This is a genomic window from Pseudonocardia sp. SID8383, from assembly GCF_009864975.1.
Lineage (GTDB): Bacteria > Actinomycetota > Actinomycetes > Mycobacteriales > Pseudonocardiaceae > Pseudonocardia > Pseudonocardia alni.
This window is the reverse complement of record NZ_WWFY01000755.1, coordinates 1-5025: the sequence shown is the minus strand read 5'-3', so window position 1 is coordinate 5025 and position 5025 is coordinate 1. Positions and strand designations below refer to the sequence as shown.

The following is a 5025-nucleotide window of genomic DNA, read 5'->3' as shown; positions in this document are numbered from 1 at the left end:
AGTGCGGCGCCCGCCCCGGCGAGCCGGGCCAGCTCACGGGCCGCGACCCGGTCGTCGGCGGGGCGGGCGACGCGGTCGACGAAGCGCAGCGTGAAGTCGACCCCGGCGGGGTCGTGCATCAGCGCGGCCAGCCGCTGCGTCGGGTCCGCTCCGCGGCCGGAGCCCGACGACGGGGCGGTACCGGTGCGCTCGGTCCAGCGGCGGACGCGCTCGACGGCGCGCCCGGTCAGTGCGTCGTCGAGGGCGGGGACGGGGTGGGTGGGGTGCACGCTCACCCGCCCAGTCTGGACCCACTGTCAGGACCGTGTCACCTCGACGGTGCTGACAATCCGGTGACGACCGTGGTCAGGACTCCGTGAGGTCGGTGTCGGGCAGCGGCCCGAGCAGGGCGAACGCGTCCAGGTAGGGCTCGACGTCGCCGCGCTCGGTCCAGGCGCGCAGCTGCGCCGCCGACCGGCGGGTGACCAGGGCACGGGCCAGGTCGAAGTCCGGGGCCCGCACGACGACCGCGGCCCCCGCCTCGTCGCCCGCGGACACCCAGCGGCGGCCGTCGCCGACCAGGGCGATCGGCATCCGGTCCCCGACCGCGCCGGCGAACCGGCCCAGGAACGTGTCCATGACCGCGTAGAGACCCGGGGTGTGCTGCCCGCCGGGCTCGCGCAGGGCACCGCGCAGGTCCTGCTCGTGGATGATCACGTCGCCGAGCGGGCGGGTGTTGTGGGTCGCCATCCAGTCGCGCAGCGGGCCGGTCAGCGACTCCCACTCCGCGACGAGTGCCGCCACGTCGTGGTCACGCCGCGCCCGCACCTGCCGGTCCGTCCACTCCTCGTTGTGGTCGTCGGGCTCGTCGCCGCGCACCACGTCCGCACCCAGGCCGACCATGTGCGAGAACAGGTCGCGCACCGTCCAGTCCGGGCAGGACGGGACCGTCAGCTCCGAGCGCTCGGGCGGCAGGTCCCGCACCAGGTCGATGACCCGGCGTTGCGCCCGGGTCCACTCCTCGATCTCGTCGATACCGCTCACGGGCACCGATCCCATCACGACCGGGGCTCCCGCGCCGCCCCATGGGTGTTTTGCCTGGACCGAGCCCGGGCACCTGGGGATCATCGAACCGGACACGACGGCGACGCCGGTCACGGCGGCTCCGCCGGGCGGCACCGCCGGCACCGGGGACCACCCGGTGAGTCGGTGAGGAGAGGACGAGCGTGAGCAGCCCACCCCCGTACCCGGGTCGCCCCGGGGACCCGCAGGACCCGAACAACCTGGACCAGCCGACGCAGCAGAACCAGCCCTACGGCGGGCAGCAGTACGGCGAGCAGCCCGGTCAGCAGTACGGGCAGCAGCCGTACGGTCAGCAGCCGCAGTACGGGGAGCAGCCCTACGGTCAGCAGCAGTACGGGCAGCAGCAGTACGGGCAGCAGCCCTACGGCGCGCAGGGCCACGACCCGGCCGCCTACCCGGACCGTCCGCCCGCCGGGCCGCCGGGGTGGCCGCAGGGCGGGGCGCCCACGACACCGCCGCGCAACGGCATCGGGATCGCCGCGCTGGTGCTCGGCATCCTCGCCGTGCTGCTCGGGTTCTTCCTGGTCGGCGCCCTGTTCGGTGTCGTCGCGGTCGCGCTCGGCATCGTCGGGATCAGCCGGGCGTCCAAGGGCGCCGCCACCAACCGCGGGGTCGCGATCACCGGGCTCGTGCTCGGCCTGGTCGGCATCGTCATCGCGATCGCCGTCGTCGCCTTCGGTCTCAGCGTGTTCAACCAGGTCGGCGGGGACGAGTACGTCAGCTGCGTGCAGCAGGCGGGCACCGACCAGTCCGCGATCGCGCAGTGCCAGCAGGACTTCGAGGACCGCCTCCAGGGGCAGCTGGACCAGGACGGCAACTGAGCCCGCGCCCGCGGGCCCCGTGGCCGGTCACCGGTCACGCGGGCCCGCGGCGTGGAACGCACCCCCCGCACCGAACACCAGCCGGGCGAACCGCTCCCCCATCCGCAGGTGCGCCTCGGGACACGGGTGCAGCCGGTCGGGCAGCGGCAGCTCGGCCGCGTCGGCGTCGCCGTAGAGCTCACGGCCGTCGAGGTGGGACAGCGCCGGGTCCTCCGGGGCGCGCACGGCCACGATCCGGGCCAGCTCCTCGCGGATCACCGACAGCGTCAGCTTCCCCGCCGCCACCTCGGCCGGGTCGCCGGTCGCGCGGAACCGCAGCCGCCCGTCGACGACCTCCGGCGCGCCCGGGCCCGGGGTGTGCTCGTGGATCGGGCACAGCACCGGGGACACCACCAGCAGCGGGGTGTCGGGGTGCCCGTCGCGGATCGTGTCGAGGAACCCGTGCACGGCGGGCGCGAAGGCCCGTCGGCGCATCAGGTCGGCGTTGACGATGTTGATCCCGATCTTGATGCTGATCATGGCGGCGGGGGTGTCGCGCAGTGTGCGGGCGACGAACGGGTCCAGCATCGCGCTGCCGGAGAACCCCAGGTTGACCAGTTCGACCCCGGCGGTGCGGGCGGCGAGCGCGGGCCAGGTGGTGCTGGGCCCCGCGGCGTTGCTGCCCTGGCTGATCGAGCTGCCGTGGTGCAGCCACACCGGGCGCCCACCGGTCGGGACGACGGCGACCGGCGCGTCGGTGCGCAGCGCGACGACCTCGGTGATCTCGTTGTGCGGCAGCCAGATCTCCACGAGCGCGTCGCGGCCGGGCAGGGTGAACCGCACCGGGCCGGGTGGGCCGTCGGTGACCGTGACCTCCCCCGTCGCCGGATCGGTCATCAGGAGCTTCCCGCCGGAGGTCGTGGCGCTGCCCGCCGGCCGGCCGTCGACGAGCAGGTCGTAGGCGCCGTCGGGCCGCAGCGGGGCACCGACGAGACCGATCCGGGTGCGCAGGGTCTCCAGCTCGACGGTCCGCGCGGCGGTGCGGAACACGACGCGTACCCCGGACGGCTGGCTCTGCGCGCCGGCCAGCTGCGGGTCGGTGTTGCGGGCCCGGGCGGTGGCGGGCAGCCGCTGCGGGAGCAGGCCCCGTTCGCCGTCGACGGCGTCGAGGACGCCGTGCAGCAGCTCGGGCCCGATCGCGGTGGTGATCACCCCGGCAGCCTGGCACGCGCGCGGCGCCGGTTCACCCGAGAATCGGACGGTGCTGATCGTCGCCGTCGTCCAGACCGTCGCGACCGTCCTGCTGGCCGGGATCGCCTGGACCGTGCAGGTGGTGGTCTACCCGGCGTTCGCGCTGGTCCCGGCCGGGTCCTGGGCCCGCTACCACGCCGCGCACAGCCGGGCGGTCACGATCGTCGTCGGGCCGCCGTGGGTCGCGCAGGGGCTCGCGACGGCGGCGCTGCTGGTCCTCGCGCCCGGCGAGCCGCTGGTGTGGGTGACCGCGGTGGCGGCCGCCGCGGGCGTCGCGGTGACCCTGCCCGCGGTGTCGCTGCACGGCCGGCTCGACCCGGCCGCGCACCCGGGGGACCTGCGTCGGCTGCTGCGGGTCAACCTGGTCCGTGCGCTCGTGTGGTCGGCCGGGTCCGTGGTGGGGGTCCTGCTGGTGACCGCCTCCGGCGCGTGACCCAGGATGGCCGGGTGACTGCGACCGAGGACGAGCGCACGGCGGCCGACGACCGCGCGCACACCGGGGTGGAGCGCGTGCTGGTGATCGCCGCGCACCCCGACGACATCGACTTCTCCTGCAGCGGCACCGTCGCGGTGTGGACCGCGGCCGGGGTCGCGGTGACCTACTGCCTGGTGACCGACGGCGACGCGGGCGGCTTCGACCCGGCCGTGCCGCGCAGCGACATCGCGGGCATCCGCCGGGCCGAGCAGACCGCCGCGGCCGCCGAGGCCGGCGTCACCGACCTGGTGTTCCTCGGCCACCCCGACGGGCGGCTGACCGTCACCCTGGAGCTGCGCCGGGACCTGGCCCGGGTGATCCGGCAGGTCCGTCCGGACCGGGTCGTCGTCCCGCAGCCGGTGCGCGATCTGCGCAGCATGTACGGCAGCCACCCCGACCACACCGCGACCGGCGAGGCGGCCCTCTGCGCGGTCTACCCCGACGCGCGCAACCCCTACGCCTTCCCCGAGCTGGCCGAGGCCGGGTACGAGGCGCACACGGTCGGCGAGGTGTGGGTCCTGGGTCCGGCCCCGGCCGACGACCCCGAGGGGGCACGACACGTCGACATCACCGACACGATCGACGTGAAGATCGCGGCGCTGCGCGCGCACGCGAGCCAGACCGCGCACATGACCGGCCTGGAGGACATGATCGGGCAGTGGTCCGGGTCGCTGGCGAAGCGGGCCGGGTTCCCGTCCGGTCGGCTGGTGGAGTCCTTCCACGCGCTCGACACGCGCTGAGGCCCCCGGGTCCGGGTGCGCTCAGGCGGCGGCGCGGATGCGGACGTGGGTGCCCGCGTCGTCGCCCCAGACGTGCAGCAGGTCGCAGAGCTGGCGGGCGATCCAGATCCCGCGCCCGTGCGCGTGACCCGGGTCCGGCGGGGTCAGGCCGGGCAGCGGGTCGGCGAGCCGGCCGCCGTCGTGGACCTCGCAGACGACATCCTGCTCGGGCGTCCACAGCATGAGCCGCGCCGTGTGCGTCCCGTGGTGGACGGCGTTGGTGGCGACCTCGTTGACCGCGACGGTGACGTCCTCCGCGCGGCTGTCGGTGAACCCCTGGCCGCGCAGTGCCTCGTCGACGGCGCGGCGCACGTCGCGCAGCTGCGTGGCGTCGAAGCGGAACTCCCGTGCGGGTGCGCCGAGCTCGGTGGGCACCGGGGCGCCGAGGCCGTCGAGCAGCCGGCGCGGGTCGGTGTCGACCCCGGTCGGGACGGGCCTGCCGTCGTCGAGGACGAACGGGTGCGCGCGCCGCACGACCTCGGCGACGGGACCGGGCAGGTCGGCCGGGAAGAAGCAGAGCAGCCGCAGCGGCAGGTCGGCCAGGGCGAGCGCCGCGGCCGCCTCGACCTCGCCCCAGTAGGCGCCGCGCGGGTCGTCGAGATCCGCGGAGTGCTCGACGACGACGGTCACCGGCCCCGCGACGCCGCGGTGGCGGGCG

7 protein-coding genes are annotated in these 5025 nt (G+C 75.7%); 3 read left to right on the top strand and 4 right to left on the bottom strand.

Annotation, left to right across the window (positions count from 1 at the left end; all coding sequences use genetic code 11):
- Positions 1 to 275 (bottom strand): hypothetical protein (locus GTW08_RS31125; protein WP_202417356.1); only part of this gene is annotated, 275 nt, incomplete at its 3' end.
- Between the two features lie 70 nt (positions 276 to 345).
- Positions 346 to 1023, bottom strand: a complete 678-nt coding sequence (locus GTW08_RS18285) for a maleylpyruvate isomerase family mycothiol-dependent enzyme (protein WP_304580081.1) — start codon at positions 1021 to 1023, stop codon at positions 346 to 348.
- Positions 1024 to 1205: 182 nt separating this feature from the next.
- Here GTW08_RS18285 and GTW08_RS18280 point away from each other — a divergent pair, with 182 nt between their 5' ends.
- The gene (locus GTW08_RS18280; RefSeq protein ID WP_083658329.1) at positions 1206 to 1883 is read left to right on the top strand and encodes a DUF4190 domain-containing protein; all 678 of its coding nucleotides are present in this window, start codon (positions 1206 to 1208) and stop codon (positions 1881 to 1883) included.
- Positions 1884 to 1910: 27 nt separating this feature from the next.
- Here the strand turns inward: GTW08_RS18280 and GTW08_RS18275 are convergent, their stop codons facing one another.
- Positions 1911 to 3074 (bottom strand): SGNH/GDSL hydrolase family protein, encoded by a 1164-nt coding sequence (locus GTW08_RS18275; protein WP_073575009.1) that lies wholly within the window; start codon positions 3072 to 3074, stop codon positions 1911 to 1913.
- A gap of 49 nt (positions 3075 to 3123) precedes the next feature.
- On the opposite strand from GTW08_RS18275, the gene GTW08_RS18270 reads away from it, so the two are divergent.
- Together GTW08_RS18270 and GTW08_RS18265 are read left to right on the top strand one after the other, a co-directional pair.
- Positions 3124 to 3546 (top strand): DUF1772 domain-containing protein, encoded by a 423-nt coding sequence (locus tag GTW08_RS18270; RefSeq protein ID WP_139282750.1) that lies wholly within the window; start codon positions 3124 to 3126, stop codon positions 3544 to 3546.
- Positions 3547 to 3560: 14 nt separating this feature from the next.
- Positions 3561 to 4328 carry a PIG-L deacetylase family protein gene (locus tag GTW08_RS18265; RefSeq protein WP_253069497.1) on the top strand — a complete coding sequence of 256 codons (768 nt, stop codon included), beginning with the start codon at positions 3561 to 3563 and terminating at the stop codon, positions 4326 to 4328.
- A gap of 21 nt (positions 4329 to 4349) precedes the next feature.
- Here GTW08_RS18265 and GTW08_RS18260 read toward each other — a convergent pair.
- Positions 4350 to 5025: ATP-binding protein (locus GTW08_RS18260; protein WP_161152269.1), on the bottom strand; the 676-nt coding region annotated here is incomplete at its 5' end.